Origin of the sequence: Hydrogenophaga sp. ANAO-22 (genome assembly GCF_042466645.1) — a bacterium.
GTDB lineage: Bacteria > Pseudomonadota > Gammaproteobacteria > Burkholderiales > Burkholderiaceae_C > Hydrogenophaga.
The window spans coordinates 5,200,438-5,216,913 of the sequence record NZ_CP159956.1; the positions used below are offsets into that span (position 1 = coordinate 5,200,438).

Sequence of the window (16,476 nt, forward strand, 5' to 3'; positions counted from 1 at the left end):
TCAATGCGCGGCGGCCGCCGCAGCGCCGATGCCCGTTTCCGAGCGCACCTGTTGGGCCAGGAAACCGGCGCGGTCCACCCGCGCGCGCTGGCTCTTGTCCAGCACCGAGAACAGCCAGATGCCGACGAAACCGATCGCCATCGAGAACAGCGCCGGCGAGGTGTACGGGAACAGCGCCGACCCCTTGGGGTTGCCCAGCGTGGCTTCCCAGACCGAGGGCGAGACCACGGTGAGGGCCACCGAGGACACCAGACCCAGGAAACCGCCGATCACCGCGCCCTTGGTGGTGCAGTCCTTCCACAGCACGCTCATGAAGAGCACGGGGAAGTTGGCCGAGGCCGCGATGGCGAAGGCCAGCGAGACCATGAAGGCGATGTTCTGCTTTTCAAAGGCGATGCCCAGCACCACCGCGACAACGCCCAGGCAGAGCGTGGTGATCTTGGACACCCGCAGCTCGGCGGCCGAGTCGGCCTTGCCTTTCTTCAGCACGGTGGCATAGAGGTCGTGCGACACGGCCGAGGCGCCCGAGAGCGTGAGGCCGGCCACCACGGCCAGGATGGTGGCGAAGGCCACGGCCGAGATGAAGCCCAGGAACACGTTGCCGCCCACGGCGCTGGCCAGGTGCACGGCCGCCATGTTGTTGCCGCCGAGCAGGCCGCCCTTGGCATCGAGGAACTGCGGGTTGGTCAGCACGAAGGTGATGGCGCCGAAGCCGATGATGAAGGTCAGCAGGTAGAAGTAGCCGATCCAGCCGGTGGCCCACATCACGGACTTGCGCGCTTCCTTGGCGCTGGGCACGGTGAAGAAACGCATCAGGATGTGGGGCAGGCCGGCGGTGCCGAACATCAGCGCCATGCCGAAGCTGATGGCCGAGATCGGGTCCTTGACGAAGTTGCCCGGGCCCATGATGGACTGCCCGATGGAGGCCGCGGCCTCGGCCACCTTGCCGTCCTTGAGCGCGAGTTCGGTCTTGATCTTCACCGCGCCAGCGAACATGGCCTCGGGGCTGAAGCCGAAGTGCAGCAGCACCATGAAGGCCATGAAGGACGCGCCGCCGAGCAGCAGGCAGGCCTTGATGATCTGCACCCAGGTGGTGGCGGTCATGCCGCCGAAGAGCACGTAGACCATCATCAGCGCGCCCACGATCACCACGGCGATCCAGTACTCCAGGCCGAACAGCAGCTTGATCAGCTGCCCCGCACCCACCATCTGCGCGATCAGGTAGAACGCGACCACCACCAGTGTGCCCGAGGCCGCGAAGATGCGGATGGGCGCCTGCTGGAAGCGGAACGCGGCCACGTCGGCGAAGGTGAACTTGCCCAGGTTGCGCAGGCGCTCGGCCATCAGGAAGGTGATGACGGGCCAGCCCACGAGGAAGCCGATGGAGTAGATCAGGCCGTCGAAGCCCGAGGCCATCACCGCCGCGGAGATGCCGAGGAACGAAGCCGCCGACATGTAGTCGCCCGCGATGGCCAGGCCGTTCTGGAAGCCCGTGATGCCGCCGCCGGCGGTGTAGAAGTCGGACGCGGAGCGGGTCTTGGCGGCCGCCCATTTGGTGATGTACAGCGTGCCCAGCACGAAGAGGCCGAACATGCCGATGGCGGTCCAGTTGGTGGCCTGTTTGTCGGCCTGGCCGAGGTCGGCGCCGGCGGCCCAGGCCGCGACGGACACGCTGGCCAGGGCCAGCAGGGTGAGCACGCGCCTCATTTCCGCACCGCCTTGGCCACGGCCGCGGAGAGTTCGTCGAACTCGGTGTTGGCGCGCTTGACGTAGACCGCCGTGATGACGATCGTGAAGACGATGACGCCAAAGCCCAGCGGGATGCCGACGGTCATGACGCCATCGCCTGTGAGCCGCGACAGCAAGGCCTTGTCAAAGGCCACCAGCAGGATGAAGCCGTAGTAGACGACCATCATCGCCAGCGTCAGCCACCAGCCGAAGCGCGATCGTTTGGCCTTGAGTTGAAGGTAAGCGGGGTTGCTCGCGATCCGTTGAACCAGACTCTCGTCCATGCATGTCTCTCGGGTTGATTTCGGGTGACATGGAGCGTAGGACCTGGCACTTACGGTGCACTGACCTCTGGCTGACGCGGGGCTGACCCGCGCCTTGTTCCTGGCTTACTTCGGCTGTTCGGCCGGCGCGGGCGCGGCAGGTGCCGCTGCCGGTGCGGCAGGCGCCGCCTGCTCGGTGTGCGGTGCATCCATGCCGTGCTTCTCACCGCCCATGTCGATGTCGCCACCCTTCATGAGTGCAAAGAGGGCGACGGCGGCGAAGATGACGAAGGCGATGAAGATCTTGATCATGTCTCGAATAGGTGTTGGCGTCTGCCGTGAAGGCAGGGGAGGGCGGGAACGGGCAGGGCCCGCCAGCCCATTTTTCGGGCACTGGCTGACGTCTTTCTGACAGCGCCCGAGCCGAGCCCTCAGTACTCCAGGCGCTCGGGCCGGATCTCCTGCAGGATCGTGGTGGCGATTTCCTCGATCGACTTCGTGGTGGTCGAGAGCCAGCGTATGCCTTCGCGGCGCATCATGGCCTCGGCCTCGGCCACTTCCATGCGGCAGTTGTCGAGTTGCGCGTAGCGCGAGTTGGGCCGGCGCTCGTTGCGGATCTCGCTCAGCCGCTCGGGCGCGATCGTCAGACCGAAGATCTTCTTGCGGTGCGGCACCAGGGCAGGGGGCAGCTGGCGGCGCTCGAAGTCTTCCGGTATCAGCGGGTAGTTCGACGCCTTCAGACCATACTGCATCGCCAGGTAGAGCGAGGTCGGCGTCTTGCCGCTGCGGCTCACACCGACCAGGATCACGTCCGAGCCCTCCAGGTCCTTGTGGCTCTGGCCGTCGTCGTGGGCCAGCGAAAAATTGATGGCTTCGATGCGGTCGTGGTAGGCCTGGCTCTTGGAGGCGTCCGAGAAACGGCCCACGCGGTGGTTGGACTTGATGCCGAGTTCGTGCTCCAGGGGGGCGACGAAGGTGCCGAACATGTCCAGCAGCACGCCCTTGCACTGGGTGCGGAACACCGACAGCACGTCCATGTCGACCACCGTCGTGAACACCAGCGGTCGCTTGCCTTCGACGTCGGCGACGTGGTTGATCTGGCGCACCGCCTGGTGCGCCTTGTCCACGCTGTCCAGGAAAGGCAGCCGGACCCGGCGCATGGTGGCCTCGAACTGGTTCAGGATGGCGTTGCCGAAGGTTTCGGCCGTGATGCCGGTGCCGTCCGAGATGAAGAAGACCGTTCGATTGGGCATGTGGGCCGCGTCCTTACAATGCTGGGTGTTGTGTCTGCGCCAGCCATTATCCTGCCGCAGGCGCCCCCGTATCTGCTTCCCTGCCCGGCGTCGGACCCACAACAGAACAACAGGTCGCCCCGCTGGCGCTTGGAACCCCGGTTTTTCAACCTTAGGAGCTTTCCCATGTCCCAGCTGTTTGGAGCGACCGATCTGGTCGTGCCGTTCGAAAAACTGCGAATGAGCGATGTCGAGTCCGTCGGCGGCAAAAATGCCAGCCTCGGCGAGATGATTTCGCAACTGCCCACCGGCGTGAAGGTGCCAACCGGCTTTGCCACCACGGCGCACGCCTTCCGCGAATTCCTCAAGCACGACGGCCTGACCGAGCGCATCAACGCCCGGCTGGACCAGCTGGACACCGAAGACGTGCGGGCTCTGGCCCAGGCCGGTGCCGAGATCCGCGCCATGGTCGAAAACCAGCCGTTCCCGGCCGACCTGGAAAAAGCGATCCGCGACGCCTTCGTGACCCTGAGCGCCGGCAACGCCAAGGCCTCGTTCGCGGTGCGCTCCTCGGCCACGGCCGAAGACCTGCCCGACGCCTCGTTCGCCGGCCAGCAGGAAACCTTCCTCAACGTGGTGGGCATCGAAGAGGTGCTGCACAAGATGAAGGAGGTGTTCGCCTCGCTGTACAACGACCGAGCGATCAGCTACCGCGTGCACAAGGGCTTCGCCCATGCCGACGTGGCGCTCTCCGCCGGCGTGCAGCGCATGGTGCGCTCCGACACCGGCGCGGCCGGCGTCATGTTCACCATCGACACCGAGAGCGGCTTCGAGGACGTGGTCTTCATCACCTCCAGCTACGGCCTGGGCGAAACGGTGGTGCAGGGCGCGGTGAACCCGGACGAGTTCTACGTGCACAAGCCCATGCTCAAGGCGGGCAAGCGCGCGCTGATCCGCCGCAACCTGGGCTCCAAGCTGATCCAGATGGTGTTCAGCACGCCCGAGGAAAAGGCCGGCAGCGGCAAGCTGGTGAAGACCATCGATGTGCCGGTGGAGCAGCGCAACCGCTACAGCCTGTCCGATGCCGACGTCGAGCAACTGGCGAAGTACGCGCTGGTGATCGAGCAGCACTATGGCCGCCCGATGGACATCGAGTGGGGCAAGGACGGCACCGACGGCCAGATCTACATCCTGCAGGCGCGGCCCGAGACGGTGAAGAGCCAGAGCGCCGGCAAGACCGAGGTGCGCTACAAGCTCAAGGGCAAGGGCGCCGTGCTGGCCAGCGGCCGCGCGATCGGCCAGAAGGTGGGCACCGGCCCCGTGCGCCTGGTGCACAACATCAGCGAGATGGACAAGGTGCAGCCCGGCGACGTGCTGGTGACCGACATGACCGACCCGAACTGGGAACCGGTGATGAAGCGCGCCAGCGCCATCGTGACCAACCGGGGCGGGCGCACCTGCCACGCCGCCATCATCGCGCGCGAGCTGGGCATTCCGGCCGTGGTGGGCTGCGGCGATGCGACCGACCTGCTCAAGGACGGCACCTTGGTCACCGTGAGCTGCGCCGAGGGCGACACCGGCAACATCTACGACGGCTTGCTGGAGACCGAAATCACCGAGGTGCAGCGCGGTGACATGCCGCCGCTGGACGTGAAGATCATGATGAACGTGGGCAACCCCCAGCTGGCCTTCGACTTCGCCCAGATCCCCAACGGCGGGGTGGGCCTGGCGCGGCTGGAGTTCATCATCAACAACAACATCGGCGTGCACCCCAAGGCCATCCTCGACTACCCGAACGTCGACGCCGACCTGAAGAAGGCGGTGGAGTCCGTCGCGCGGGGACATGCCTCGCCGCGCGCGTTCTACGTCGACAAGGTGGCCGAAGGCGTGGCCACGATCGCGGCGGCCTTCTGGCCCAAGCCCGTCATCGTTCGCCTGTCCGACTTCAAGAGCAACGAGTACCGCAAGCTGGTGGGCGGCTCGCGCTACGAACCCGAGGAAGAGAACCCCATGCTGGGTTTCCGGGGTGCGGCGCGCTACGTCAGCCACGAGTTCCGCGAAGCCTTCGCCATGGAGTGCGAGGCGCTCAAGCGCGTGCGCGAGGACATGGGCCTGAGCAACGTGCAGGTGATGGTGCCCTTCGTGCGCACCCTGGCCCAGGCCGAGCGCGTGACCGGGCTGCTGGCCGAAAAGGGCCTGGCGCGCGGCGTGAACGACCTCAAGGTCATCATGATGTGCGAGATCCCCAGCAACGCGGTGCTGGCCAAGCAGTTCCTGCAGTTCTTCGACGGCTTCTCGATCGGCTCCAACGACCTGACGCAGCTCACGCTGGGTCTGGACCGGGATTCGGGCCTGGAGCTGCTGGCGCACGACTTCGACGAGCGCGACCCGGCCGTCAAGGCCATGCTGACCATGGCCATCGGCGCCTGCAAGGCCGAAGGCAAGTACGTGGGCATCTGCGGCCAGGGCCCCAGCGACCACCCCGATTTCGCCGAGTGGCTGCGCGACGAGGGCATCAGCTCGATCTCGCTCAACCCGGACAGCGTGATCGACACCTGGAAGCAGCTGGCCAAGGAGTGATCGCCTCGCTGCTGCGAGCAAATACCTAGGCGGCGCGAGCCGCCCGGGTGCGATGATCCGGTGATGTCCGAGCGCCCCACGACCGACGAACACGACCGACGCGCCCTGGCGCTGAAGGCGGTGCTGTTGTCGGTCATGGTGCTGGCCTCGTTCGGGGTCTGCTTCTTCGCGCGGGAGCTGAGCGTCGTCGTCATGGGCTGGCCGCTGCACTTCTGGATGGCGGCCCAGGGCGCGGTCCTGGTGTTCATCGTCATCGTGGTGGTCTATGCCAGCGTCATGAGCCGTCTGGAAGCCGAGGAGGCGCGCGGCGAGGCGAGCGAGGCCGGTGATGCCTGACAGTCCGGCCTACGCGGCCTACAAGCGCCGGCTGCACCGCATCCTGGCGTTCTACATCCTCGCCCTGATCGCCTTCCTGCTGCTGATGGCCTGGGCCGAGCAGAGCGGCCTGTCCCGGCGCTGGCTGGGCCCCATCTTCCTGTTCTCCACGGTGATGATGTACGGCGGCATCGGCATCTATGGCCGCACCGCCGACCCCGAGGAGTACTACGTGGCCGGGCGGCGCATTCCGCCGGTCTACAACGGCATGGCCGCCGCCGCCGACTGGATGAGCGCGGCCTCCTTCATCAGCCTCGCGGGTGGGCTCTACCTGCAGGGCTTCGGTGGCACTGAAACGCAGGCCGGCGGGCTGGCCTATGTGCTGGGCTGGACCGGGGGCTTCTGCCTCGTGGCCCTGCTCATCGCGCCCCACCTGCGCAAGCTCAACCTGTACACGGTGCCGGACTACTTCAAGGAGCGTTTCGGCGGGCGCTGGCCCCGGCGCATCGCGGCGTTTTCGGCCGTGCTGTGCTCCTTCACCTACGTGGTCGCGCAGATCTACGGTATTGGCCTGGTGGCCTCGCGGCTGACCGGTGTGCAGTTCGAGATAGGGATCATGCTGGGCCTGGGTGGGGTGGTGCTGTGCTCGTTCCTGGGCGGCATGCGGGCCATCACCTGGACCCAGGTGGCGCAGTACATCATCCTGCTGCTCGCCTTCCTCATCCCGGTGTCCTGGCTGGCCTACAAGCAGCTGGGCAACCCGCTGGCGCCGCTGGTGTACGGCGAGCAGCTCGAGAAGATCGCCCAGCTCGAGCACGACCTGATGGCCTCGCCGGCCGAGAAGCAGGTGCAGGACGAGTTCGCGCGGCGCGCGCGAGAGTACGCCGTGTGGCTGCAGGACGTGGAGGGCACGCTCAAGCGCGAGCGCGCCGCCAAGCAGGAGCGCGTCCGCGCGCTCAAGTCCCAGAACGCCGACATGGAGCTGGTGGTCGCGGCCACGCGCGAACTGGCGGCCTTGCCCCCTGACGTGGCGACGGCGCGGGAACGGTGGACGCGCGCCATGCAGGAAAGCGAGGAGCGGTCCCGGCCGCTGGGTGGGCTCATGCCGCACAGCCAGGCCTTCGCGGGCGATCCGGACGGCACGCCCGCCGAGCGCGAGACCTTCCAGTCCTCGCGCGCGAACTTCCTGGCCCTCATGTTCTGCCTGATGGTGGGCACGGCGGGGCTGCCGCATCTGCTCACGCGCTACTACACCACGCCATCGGTGGCGACCGCGCGTTCCTCGGTGGCGTGGTCGCTGTTCTTCATCACCCTGCTGTACCTGAGCGCGCCCGCGCTGGCGGTGCTGGTGAAGTACGAGGTGATGCAGAACGTGGTGGGCAGCAGTTTCGATGCCTTGCCGCCCTGGATCGCGCAGTGGTCGCGCATGGACGGTTCGCTGGTCTCGGTGAGCGACATCAATGGCGACGGCATCCTGCAGTTCAGCGAACTCCGCCTGGGCGCCGACGTGATCATGCTGGCCACCCCCGAGCTCGGTGGCATGCCCTATGTGGTATCGGGCCTGGTGGCCGCCGGGGGTCTCGCGGCCGCGCTGTCGACCGCCGATGGCCTGCTGCTGACGATCAGCAATTCGCTGGTGCGCGACACCTACTGCCACGAGGTCAAGCGCATCGTCACGCCCGAGCAGCGCGTGATCCTCTCCAAGTTCGCCTTGCTCAGTGTGGCCACGGTGGCCGCCTTCGTCGCGGCGCTCAAGCCCGCCGAGATCCTTCCGCTGGTGGCGTCCTCGTTCTCGCTGGCCGCCTCCGCCTTCGTGCCCGCCATGATCATGGGCATCTTCTGGTCGCGCACCACCGGCCCGGCCGCGGTGGCCGGCATGTTGATCGGCCTGGGCACCACGGTGGTCTACATGATGATCAACGCCCCCTCCGTGCGCGCCTTCTTCGCCATGCCTGCGGGGCAAGACCTCTGGTTCGGCATCCAACCCCTGTCGGCGGGGGTCTTCGGTGTGCCGGTGGGCTTTGTGGTGATCGGTTTTCTGAGCTTGTTGCAGCGCCGCAAGGGCGCCAGCGCTTAGGGGTTTACACCAGTTCAGAGGGTGCTGGCGTGCCCAGGACACCCTCTGTCAGTTTCTTGTCAGACGCTCCTAAAACACTGCGATGGCATCTTGTGCCAGCCATCTAACTTAGGAGACTTCAACATCATGGCAACTTCGACGGCCAGTGCTTCTGCACCGATGACCAAGGAGGAGAGAAAGGTGATCTTCGCCTCTTCTCTAGGGACGGTTTTCGAGTGGTATGACTTCTATCTCTACGGCTCGCTCGCGGCCATCATCGCGCGCCAGTTCTTCTCCGGCCTGGATCCAACATCCGCCTACATCTTCGCCTTGCTGGCCTTCGCGGCGGGCTTCCTGGTGCGGCCGTTCGGTGCGATCTTCTTCGGCCGCCTGGGCGACATGATCGGGCGCAAGTACACCTTCCTGGTGACCATCCTGATCATGGGCGCGTCCACGTTCATCGTGGGCCTGCTGCCCAGCTACGCGTCCATCGGCCTGGCCGCTCCCGTCATCCTGATCATCCTGCGCATGCTGCAAGGCCTGGCGCTGGGTGGTGAGTACGGCGGTGCCGCGACCTATGTGGCCGAACACGCGCCGCACGGCAAACGGGGCGCCTACACGGCATGGATCCAGACCACGGCCACGCTGGGTCTGTTCCTGTCGCTGCTGGTGATCCTGGGCGTGCGCACCGCGATGGGCGACAAGGAGTTCGGCGAATGGGGCTGGCGCATTCCGTTCCTGGTGTCCATCCTGCTGCTGGGCATTTCGGTCTGGATCCGCTTGAGCCTCAATGAGTCGCCGGCGTTCCAGAAGATGAAGTCCGAAGGCAAGACCTCCAAGGCGCCGCTGACCGAGTCCTTCGGCCAATGGAAGAACCTGAAGGTCGTGATCCTGGCGCTGCTCGGCCTGACCGCCGGTCAGGCCGTGGTCTGGTACACGGGGCAGTTCTACGCGCTGTTCTTCCTGACCACGATCGCCAAGGTGGACGCCACAACCGCCAACCTGATGATCGCCGCCTCGCTGTTGATCGGTACGCCGTTCTTCATCTTCTTCGGCACGCTGTCCGACAAGATCGGCCGCAAGCCCATCATCATGGGCGGCTGCCTGATCGCTGCGCTGACCTACTTCACCGTCTTTCCGATGCTGCTGAACTACGCCAACCCGGCGCTGGTGGCGGCTCAACAGGCGAACAAGGTCACCGTGACGGCCGATCTGAAGGAGTGCTCGTTCCAGGGTAGCCCGATTGCACGCGACATCGATTTCCGCACCTCGTGCGACATCGCCAAGCGCGCACTCACGCAGGCGTACATCCCGTACACCAGCGTGCAGGGTCCGGCCGGCGCACCCGCGACGGTGACGCTGGGCGACAAGGTGCTGAACTCGCCGGTGGGCGTGCTCAACGAGAAGCGCGATGCCTTTGCGGCCGACAGCGCGAAGAACATCGCCGACTTCCGCAAGGCACTGACCGACACCGCCAAGGCCGAAGGCCTGACCACCCCTGCGGATCCCGCCAAGATGAACAAGGGCATGGTCCTGCTGATCCTGGTGTTCCTCGTGATCCTGGTGACCATGGTGTACGGCCCGATCGCCGCGATGCTGGTCGAGATGTTCCCCACGCGCATCCGCTACACGTCGATGAGCCTGCCGTACCACATCGGCAACGGCTGGTTCGGCGGCTTGCTGCCCACCACGGCCTTCGCCATGGTAGCCGCGACCGGCGACATCTTCTACGGCCTCTGGTACCCGGTGATCGTGGCGGCCGGCACGTTCATCATCGGCATGATCTTCATCCGCGAGACCAAGGACGTGGACATCTACGCCAAGGATTGAGGTTGAGCAGGGTCGCGCCCGCCCGCGGGCGGGTGCGACTTTCTTCACAGAGCCCGCCCCGTGCGGGCTTTTTCATGGGCGCTCCGGTATGGATAAACCCCAATTCAAATGCCGCCAGTCGCATGTAAAGCTCGTTTCATCCAACTTCCGCGTTGAGTCATCCCGGTGACCGGTACAAACCACCCCCGGTGGAGCTTCCTCGAGAGAACCCATGAGCATTGTGAAAACCGAAACCGGCCTGCAGGTCATGAAAGACCGATCGGTGCCGCTGACGCCGCGACAACGGTCGGTCTTCATCCTCGTGGATGGCCGGCGCTCCATGGCGGAGTTGCTGGCGGCATCGGCTGCCATGGGGGTGTCCCAGGAAGACGTCGAGCACCTGTTCGCGCTCGGATTGATCACCGATTCGGCACCCAAGCCCTCGGCCGCGGAGCAGGCGGTGGCCGCGGCCCACGACGAAGTGCTCAAGGAACACAACTCGCGCAGTCCGGTGCAGCGCTATCAGGATGCCTATCCCATCGCCACCCGGCTCACCGCCAGCCTGGGCTTGAGGGGGTTTCGCCTGAATCTGGCGGTGGAGGCCGCCGGCAACTACGAGCAACTGCTCGAACTGGCTCCCAGGATCCGCGAGGCCGTGGGCCCCGAGAAGTTCGTGCCCCTGGACAAGGCGCTGAACAACCGCTGAGGCAGCTGGGGTACCGAAAAGCCGCGATTTGCTATAATCGTGAGCTTTTCGCCTTGCCACACCGCTTCCAGACGCGGCGGGTGGCTGAATCCCGCCGTGGCTCCCCACGGCTCATCCTCAAGGAGTGTCTATGCGTCACTATGAAATCGTTTTGCTGATCCATCCGGACCAAAGCGAACAGGTTCCGGCCATGCTGGAGCGTTACAAGGGCATGATCACCACCGGTGGTGGCAAGATCCACCGTGTTGAAGACTGGGGCCGCCGCCAGATGGCTTACCAGATCAACAAGCTGTCCAAGGCCCACTACCTGTGCGTCAACATCGAGGCCGATCAGGCCGTGATGTCCGAACTGGAACACGCGTTCAAGTTCAACGACGCCGTGCTGCGCCACCTCACCGTGCTGCGCAAGAAGGCCGACACCGGTCCGTCGGCCATGATGAAGTCGGTCGAGCGCGAAGAAGCCCGCAAGCTTCAACAGCCGGCCACGCACCAGTCGCAGGAGCAGGCCGCCGCCTAAGTCTGTGGCGCCAATCGTCATCGGGTGAACCGTCTTCAATTGTCCGCCGTGGTGGTGCAGGTGCAGAGCCTGCGTTACACACCGGCAGGCATCCCGGCCGTCAACCTCGTGCTTGAACACGAGTCCCAGGTCGTCGAGATGGACACCCCCAGACAGGTGAAATTGCAGCTGAGGGCCGTGGCCTTCGGTGCCCAGGCCGAAATCCTCTCCCGACAGGGCCTGGATGCGGCTTGTGAGTTTCACGGTTTCATGACGAATGCGCGCAATGGCAAAGGCGTGGTGTTCCACATCCAAGATTTCAGCAAAACATAGGAAGGCCCATCATGGCTGCACCCAAACGTTTCAACAAAGACAAGCGCCCGAAGCGCAACACCCAGTCGCTGCTCTTCAAGCGCAAGCGCTTCTGCCGCTTCACCGTGGCCAACGTCGAAGAAGTCGACTACAAGGACGTGGACGTCCTGCGTGACTTCATCGCCGAAAACGGCAAGATCATTCCCGCGCGCCTGACCGGCACCCGTGCGTTCTACCAACGCCAGGTCAACACCGCCATCAAGCGCGCGCGCTTCCTGGCCATGCTGCCCTACAGCGACCAGCACCGCGTCTGAAAGAGAGCCTGACATGCAAATCATCCTGCTCGACAAAGTGATCAACCTCGGCGCCCTCGGCGATGTGGTCAAGGTCAAAGAGGGCTATGCCCGCAACTTCCTGATCCCCACCGGCCGTGCCCGCCGTGCCACCCAGAGCGCCATCGCTGAATTCGAAGCCCGCCGTGCGGAACTCGAAAAGGTGGCGGCGGCCAAGCTGGCCGAAGCCCAGGCCCTGGGCGAGAAGCTCGCTGCCGTGACGGTCAAGCTGTCGCAAAAGGCCGGCGTGGACGGCCGCCTGTTCGGCTCCGTGACCAACCACGACGTGTCCGAAGAGCTGAACAAGCAAGGCTTCGCTGTGGCCAAGTCGCAAGTGCGCATGCCCAACGGCCCCCTCAAGAACGTGGGTGACTACACCGTCAGCGTCAACCTGCACACCGACGTGACGGTGGACGTCAACGTCTCGGTGCTCGGCGAAACCGCCTGAGTTCCACGCAGCGTTCTGCAAAAAGCCGCTGCCTTCGGGCAGCGGCTTTTTTTTTGCGCGGCGCGGGCGGGTTATCCCGCCTTCTGCACGCGATTCACACCGGATTTCCACAGGGTTGTCCACCCCTGATCCATCCCCTGGGGCGTACCATCGCTCTTTAGCTGCGATACCTCCATGTCCACTGCCTTTTCCAGTCCCTTCCCCGACTTTGATGCGGGCTTTGAAGACCCCGTGGGGGATCGTCAGGTCGCCCAGTTGCGTGTGCCTCCACATTCCATCGAAGCCGAATCCAGTGTGCTGGGCGGCCTGCTGCTCGACAACGGCGCGTGGGACCGTGTGGCCGACCTGATCAACGACTCCGATTTCTATCGGCACGAGCACCGGCTGACCTATTCTGCGATCGCGACCCTGGTCAACGGGAGCAAGCCTGCCGACGTGGTGACGGTGTTCGAGCACTTGCAGAACCTGGGCAAGGCCGAAGAGGCGGGTGGGTTGGCGTACCTCAACTCGCTCGCGCAGTACGTGCCGAGTGCGGCGAACATCCGCCGCTATGCCGAGATCGTGCGCGAGCGCGCGATCCTGCGCAAACTCGTGACCGCCAGTGATGAGATCGCGACCGCCGCCTTCAATCCGCAAGGACGGCCGGTCGCCAAGATCCTGGACGAGGCCGAGCAGAAGGTCTTCAAGATCGGCGAGGAAGGCTCCCGGATGAAGGAGGGCTTCCAGAGCATGGACAAGCTCGTGGTGGACCTCCTGGACCGTGTGCAGGAGATGGCCGACAACCCGGCGGACGTGACGGGTGTTCCCACCGGGTTCATCGATCTGGACCGCATGACCTCGGGCCTGCAGGCAGGTGACCTCGTGGTGCTGGCGGCCCGACCCTCCATGGGCAAGACCGCGTTCGCGATCAATATCGCCGAGCACGTGGCCTTGAACGAAGGGCTGCCTGTGGCCGTGTTCTCCATGGAAATGGGTGCATCGCAGCTGGCGGTGCGTGTGGTCGGGTCCATCGGCCGGATCAACCAGGGGCATCTGCGCACCGGCAAGCTCACCGACGACGAGTGGCCCCGCCTGACGGAGGCGATCGAAAAGCTGCGTACCGTGTCGCTGCACATCGACGAGACGCCGGGTCTCACGCCCAGCGAGCTGCGTGCCAATGCCCGCCGATTGGCCAGGCAGTGCGGCAAGCTGGGTCTGATCGTGGTCGACTACCTGCAGCTCATGAGTGGCTCCGGCGCGTCCGGGGGCGACAACCGCGCCACCGAGCTGGGCGAAATCTCGCGGGGGTTGAAGATGTTGGCCAAGGAGTTGCAATGCCCGGTGATCGCGCTCTCCCAGCTCAACCGGTCGGTCGAGCAGCGCACCGACAAGCGCCCCATGATGTCGGACTTGCGTGAGTCCGGTGCCATCGAGCAGGATGCGGACATCATCATGTTCATCTACCGCGACGAGTACTACAACCGCGAGAACTGCAAGGAGCCGGGTGTGGCCGAGATCATCATCGGCAAGCAGCGCAACGGCCCCACCGGCGTGGTGAAGCTGGCCTTCCTGAACATGCTCACCCGTTTCGAAAGCCTGGCAGGCGGTGGCATGGGCGGTGGCAGCGATTACTGACGACGGACGGTGCGCATGAAAAAACCCGGCCTGGGCCGGGTTTTTTCATGGCGAAAAGCCTTCAGGTCAGAGCACTTCGCTGGCGAAATCGGCCAGGCGCGAACGCTCTCCGCGCGCCAGCGTGATGTGTCCGCCATGCGGCCAGCCCTTGAAACGATCGACCGCGTAGGTCAGGCCCGACGAACCCTCGGTCAGGTAGGGCGTGTCGATCTGTGCGAGGTTGCCCATGCAGATGATCTTCGTGCCCGGGCCGGCGCGGGTGATCAACGTCTTCATCTGCTTGGGCGTCAGGTTCTGCGCCTCGTCGATGATCACGTAGCGGTTCATGAAGGTGCGGCCGCGCATGAAGTTCATGCTCTTGACCTTGATGCGGCTGCGGATGAGCTCATTGGTGGCAGCGCGCCCCCACTCGCCGGCATTGCCGCCGTCGCCCTTGGCCAGGAACTCGAGGTTGTCGTCGAGCGCACCCATCCAGGGACCCATCTTTTCCTCTTCGGTGCCCGGCAGGAAGCCGATGTCCTCACCCACGCTCACGGTGGCGCGCGTCATGATGATCTCGGTGTAGCGGCGGTCGTCAAGCACCTGGGTCAGGCCGCTGGCCAGCGCCATCAGCGTCTTGCCAGTGCCCGCGGTGCCGGCCAGCGTGACGAAGTCAATCTCCGGGTCCATCAACAGGTTGAGCGCGAAGTTCTGCTCGCGGTTGCGGCTGGTCACACCCCACACCGCATTTTTCAAATGGGTGTAGTCCTTCAGCGTCTTGAGCACCGCGGTCTTGTCGCGGATCTCGGTCACACGGGCATACAGCGAGGGCTCGCCGGGCGCCTCGAAATACACGAACTGGTTGATGTAGAACTGGCCCACTGCAGGGCCGCTCACGCGGTAGAACGTGTGGCTGCCGCTCTGCCAGCTCTCGATGGTCTTGCTCTGGCGCGTCCAGAAGTCCTGGGGCAGGGCCAGGGCACCGGCGTAGAGCAGTTCCCCGTCGTCCAGGGTCTTGTCGTTCTGGTAGTCCTCGGCGGCCAGGCCCAGCGCGCGCGCTTTCACCCGCATGTTGATGTCTTTCGACACCAGGATGACTTCGCGTTGCGGATGCCGCTCGCGCAGGGCATGCACCACGCCCAGGATCTGGTTGTCGGCCTTGCCCTGAGGCAGGCTGGAGGGCAGGGCGTTGTCCAGCGGCTCGGTCTGGAAGAACAGCAGGCCACGGGCCGACTGATGGCCGGTGGCCGAGAGCTTGAGGCCCTTGGCCATGTCGCCACCTTGCTGGGCCACCAGGGCGTCGAGCGTGCGGCTGGTCTGGCGGCCGTTGCGGGCCACCTCGGTCATGCCTTTTTTGTGGCCATCGAGTTCTTCGAGCACGATCATGGGCAGGAAGATGTCGTGTTCCTCGAAGCGGAACAGGCTCATGGGATCGTGCAGCAGGACGTTGGTGTCCAGCACGAACAGCCGCGCCGGCCCGTTGCCGGCCTTGCTTGCGGTGCGCCGGCGGTTGCTGGCCACCGGTGCCACGGGGGCCCGGGGTTCGACGGGCCCCTCGGGGACGGGCTGGCGCACCTCGGGGGCTTTGGCCACCACCGGAGCGGGCGGGCGCACGGGTGCCTTCGGCACTTCGGCACGTGCACTGGCCGCTGTTGTCGAGGGTTTTCGACCCCGCCCATTGCCCTTCGGCGCCGAGCCCGCCGGGGTGGCGGGTGCAACCGGTACGGACGGTTCCAGAACAGGGTTCAAGTCCAGTGGCTCTTCGGCGGCTCGAAGGGAGTAGGCGTCGGGGGCTAGCAGGGCTGCGCGTTTGGAGGGTGCGGGAGGCAGTGGCATGGAGGGCTTGTGGTGTCAGCGCGGGGCCGGAAAACAAAAAGCCGCCGGGAAAACCGGGCGGCTTTGAGAGCTGCGGAGCTTGTCGAAAGAGGGTGGGGCTGAAAAGCTTCCCGTTGTCATGAATTCATTATGCACGAGTCGTGTGACCCGGAAATCCCTGCATCAGCGTGGTCCCACTCCCTCGATCCTGGGGTTCAGGGCGCCTTCTTGAGCGCCTTGACCGCCTTGAGCACGTCTTCCACGTGACCAGGCACTTTCAGGCCGCGCCATTCCTGCTTGAGCACGCCATCCGGGCCGATCAGGAAGGTGCTGCGCTCGATGCCCTTGACCTTCTTGCCGTACATGATCTTGTTCTTCACCACACCGAACATGTGGCACATCTTCTCTTCGGTGTCCGCGATCAGCTCGAACGGCAGCTCGAGCTTGGTCTTGAAGTCGTCGTGCGACTTCATGTTGTCGCGCGACACGCCGAACACCTGCGCGCCGGCCTTGACGAAATCCTTGTATTTGTCGCGGAACTGCATGGCCTCGGTCGTGCAACCGGGGGTGTTGTCCTTGGGGTAAAAATACAGAACGATGGTCTGGCCAAGGTGGGTCTGGTTGCTGACCTTCACGCCACCGGTGGCCTGCGATTCAAATTCGGGAATGGGTTTGTTGACAACGACTGCCATACTGCGTGGACCCCTGACGTAAGTTGGTGGTGATTCGTTGGCTTCCCGGGTGCTTCACGGCATGCCCTGCACTGGACATGCAAAAGGGGGCCGTGGCAG

16 protein-coding genes are annotated in these 16,476 nt (G+C 64.9%); 10 read left to right on the plus strand and 6 right to left on the minus strand.

Annotation, left to right across the window (positions count from 1 at the left end; genetic code table 11):
- The 4 genes from ABSY19_RS25205 to ABSY19_RS25220 all read right to left on the minus strand — a co-directional run bounded on the left by ABSY19_RS25205 (nt 1) and on the right by ABSY19_RS25220 (nt 3,244).
- Nucleotides 1-1,707 carry a cation acetate symporter gene (locus ABSY19_RS25205; protein ID WP_382156947.1) on the minus strand — a complete coding sequence of 569 codons (1,707 nt, stop codon included), beginning with the start codon at nt 1,705-1,707 and terminating at the stop codon, nt 1-3.
- Complete coding sequence (locus tag ABSY19_RS25210) at nt 1,704-2,012, minus strand: DUF485 domain-containing protein (protein ID WP_382156949.1); 309 nt, start codon at nt 2,010-2,012, stop codon at nt 1,704-1,706. The genes ABSY19_RS25205 and ABSY19_RS25210 overlap by 4 nt, the downstream gene beginning before the upstream one ends.
- A 105-nt stretch (nt 2,013-2,117) precedes the next feature.
- Nucleotides 2,118-2,303: a hypothetical protein gene (locus ABSY19_RS25215; RefSeq protein ID WP_382156951.1), complete on the minus strand. Its 186-nt coding sequence runs from the start codon at nt 2,301-2,303 to the stop codon at nt 2,118-2,120.
- 119 nt (nt 2,304-2,422) lie between these two features.
- Entirely contained in the window at nt 2,423-3,244 is an 822-nt protein-coding gene (locus tag ABSY19_RS25220) for a pyruvate, water dikinase regulatory protein (protein WP_291111404.1), read from the minus strand.
- A 165-nt stretch (nt 3,245-3,409) separates the two neighbouring features.
- Here ABSY19_RS25220 and ppsA point away from each other — a divergent pair, with 165 nt between their 5' ends.
- The 10 genes from ppsA (at nt 3,410) to dnaB (ending at nt 13,891) form a co-directional block, all read left to right on the plus strand.
- A complete protein-coding gene (gene ppsA, locus ABSY19_RS25225) occupies nt 3,410-5,803 on the plus strand; it encodes a phosphoenolpyruvate synthase (protein WP_382156952.1) in 2,394 nt (797 codons plus the stop codon).
- A gap of 63 nt (nt 5,804-5,866) precedes the next feature.
- The gene (locus ABSY19_RS25230) at nt 5,867-6,139 is read left to right on the plus strand and encodes a DUF4212 domain-containing protein (RefSeq protein WP_382156954.1); all 273 of its coding nucleotides are present in this window, start codon (nt 5,867-5,869) and stop codon (nt 6,137-6,139) included.
- The gene (locus tag ABSY19_RS25235) at nt 6,132-8,195 is read left to right on the plus strand and encodes a VC_2705 family sodium/solute symporter (RefSeq protein ID WP_382156956.1); all 2,064 of its coding nucleotides are present in this window, start codon (nt 6,132-6,134) and stop codon (nt 8,193-8,195) included. Before ABSY19_RS25230 ends, ABSY19_RS25235 begins: the two co-directional genes overlap by 8 nt.
- 126 nt (nt 8,196-8,321) lie before the next feature.
- Nucleotides 8,322-10,004: an MFS transporter gene (locus ABSY19_RS25240; RefSeq protein ID WP_382156958.1), complete on the plus strand. Its 1,683-nt coding sequence runs from the start codon at nt 8,322-8,324 to the stop codon at nt 10,002-10,004.
- Nucleotides 10,005-10,215: 211 nt separating this feature from the next.
- Entirely contained in the window at nt 10,216-10,689 is a 474-nt protein-coding gene (locus ABSY19_RS25245) for a hypothetical protein (RefSeq protein ID WP_382156960.1), read from the plus strand.
- A gap of 130 nt (nt 10,690-10,819) precedes the next feature.
- Nucleotides 10,820-11,206, plus strand: coding sequence for a 30S ribosomal protein S6 (rpsF, locus tag ABSY19_RS25250; protein ID WP_291111398.1), 387 nt, complete (start codon nt 10,820-10,822; stop codon nt 11,204-11,206).
- A gap of 48 nt (nt 11,207-11,254) precedes the next feature.
- Nucleotides 11,255-11,518 (plus strand): primosomal replication protein N, encoded by a 264-nt coding sequence (priB, locus tag ABSY19_RS25255; RefSeq protein ID WP_382163936.1) that lies wholly within the window; start codon nt 11,255-11,257, stop codon nt 11,516-11,518.
- Nucleotides 11,519-11,529: 11 nt separating this feature from the next.
- Nucleotides 11,530-11,811 (plus strand): 30S ribosomal protein S18, encoded by a 282-nt coding sequence (gene rpsR, locus ABSY19_RS25260; protein WP_068166407.1) that lies wholly within the window; start codon nt 11,530-11,532, stop codon nt 11,809-11,811.
- A 13-nt stretch (nt 11,812-11,824) separates the two neighbouring features.
- The gene (gene rplI, locus ABSY19_RS25265) at nt 11,825-12,277 is read left to right on the plus strand and encodes a 50S ribosomal protein L9 (RefSeq protein WP_382156962.1); all 453 of its coding nucleotides are present in this window, start codon (nt 11,825-11,827) and stop codon (nt 12,275-12,277) included.
- A 174-nt stretch (nt 12,278-12,451) separates the two neighbouring features.
- Nucleotides 12,452-13,891, plus strand: coding sequence for a replicative DNA helicase (dnaB, locus tag ABSY19_RS25270; RefSeq protein WP_291111389.1), 1,440 nt, complete (start codon nt 12,452-12,454; stop codon nt 13,889-13,891).
- Nucleotides 13,892-13,957: 66 nt separating this feature from the next.
- On the opposite strand, the gene ABSY19_RS25275 is transcribed toward dnaB, so the two are convergent.
- Complete coding sequence (locus ABSY19_RS25275; protein WP_382156964.1) at nt 13,958-15,706, minus strand: PhoH family protein; 1,749 nt, start codon at nt 15,704-15,706, stop codon at nt 13,958-13,960.
- 194 nt (nt 15,707-15,900) lie between these two features.
- On the minus strand, nt 15,901-16,377 hold the full coding sequence (locus ABSY19_RS25280) for a peroxiredoxin (protein WP_291111385.1): 477 nt from the start codon (nt 16,375-16,377) through the stop codon (nt 15,901-15,903).
- Nucleotides 16,378-16,476 lie beyond the last annotated feature (99 nt).